This window comes from Polaromonas sp. P1_G4, assembly GCF_056405475.1.
Genome location: NZ_JBFUCA010000826.1, coordinates 1 through 1,250, shown reverse-complemented (window position 1 = coordinate 1,250; position 1,250 = coordinate 1). Strand labels below are relative to the sequence as shown.

At 58.0% G+C, this 1,250-nt stretch carries 2 protein-coding genes; both read left to right on the top strand.

Annotated elements, in window-relative coordinates; genetic code table 11:
* Nucleotides 1-247: 247 nt before the first annotated feature.
* Entirely contained in the window at nucleotides 248-661 is a 414-nt protein-coding gene (locus AC1D1X_RS23715) for a hypothetical protein (protein WP_477669327.1), read from the top strand.
* A gap of 52 nt (nucleotides 662-713) precedes the next feature.
* Nucleotides 714-1,121: a hypothetical protein gene (locus AC1D1X_RS23710; RefSeq protein ID WP_477669326.1), complete on the top strand. Its 408-nt coding sequence runs from the start codon at nucleotides 714-716 to the stop codon at nucleotides 1,119-1,121.
* Nucleotides 1,122-1,250 lie beyond the last annotated feature (129 nt).

The following is a 1,250-nucleotide window of genomic DNA, read 5'->3' as shown; positions in this document are numbered from 1 at the left end:
CTTCACCATAGGGCTCATTCAGCAGAGACAGGGGGTGCAAGCGTCAACACTCAGCCCTCCGAGGCATTTTTGTTCGCCCGACCCTCTAGAATCAGCAGCGCTACGCAGCCGCTACGGCTCGATTCACCCGAACTTGAAGGCCAAGATGATCCGACGTGCACTGTCAGGGATACTTTTGCTTGCGAGTGTCTGCGCCTGGGCCAATCCCCCCGCAGCTACGGCCACACCGCAGCCAAAAGAAATACAGTTGCAAGACCCCATGCCGGGGCAAGCGCTGCTGTATCTGGTGAGAATTTCCGGAGACATGGAGACAGTGACCGTGCTGGTGGATGGCGTCAAAGTGGCCACCATGCCACCGAATAGCTATACAGCCATCGGCGTCGCGCCCGGTGCCCGGCGGCTCACCGCCGCCACCCCCGCAGGCCAGGAGCGCATTACCGAGATCAGCGTGCAGGCGGATGAACGGCGGTTTTTCTACCTGCTCGCGACTTTTTCACGGCCGGCGGGTGACTTTGGCCAGTTTTTTGGTTTGCTCGGCGCTCTTGTTCAGGAGACCCTTAACCGCCCCACCGCTACCAACGGGAATCGCGTGTGGACAGAATCCCTGGAGCCAGAAGCGAAAGGCATGATGGAAGGCATGGCGCTTGCCTTACCGGACTAGCAACGCCCTTCACGTCTCTGCCAAAGTTAAAACTGCGAATTACCAACCCCTTATGCGATCTCTGTTTTGGCGTATTTCTTTCATCAGCCTGCTGCTTCTTTGCACAAAATTCGCGCCTGCGGCTGGCTTGGGAGTCAACGACATACACCAGTTGGACGGCATTCAGGTAGATGACAAATCAGGCACCATTACGCTGGTTCTGGTCATTGACCGGCCACTGGAAGACGGCCTGACCAAACCACGCGCCATCCGCAAACTCAATGCCTATTCGGAATGGGTGCATAGCGCAGAGCTCGGCAAAGCTTTTCCTCACGCCAAAGCCGATCTGGGGATTCGCATACTTATCACGCATCCCAGGGCGCGCTCGGCCCTCGGCGAAGCTGTGCTATCGCAACTGGCCGGGCGCTGCAAAGACCTTCACTTCGAAGCGATATTCAGCCTGCGGGATACGAAATTGTGAAGCGCCTGCATAGGCGTATCCGATGATTTTGTGACGCACGGTCCTACGTGGGGGTGACCTCACCCTGCCACCCGATCCCGAATCTGCTGCAACGCCGCCGGGTCATCCATCGTCGTTAAATCCCCCGGG

What these genes read in the sequence shown, in the direction of transcription:
- AC1D1X_RS23710 (WP_477669326.1), top strand. Translation starts at nt 714, where the DNA reads ATGCGATCTCTGTTTTGGCGTATTTCTTTCATCAGCCTGCTGCTTCTT.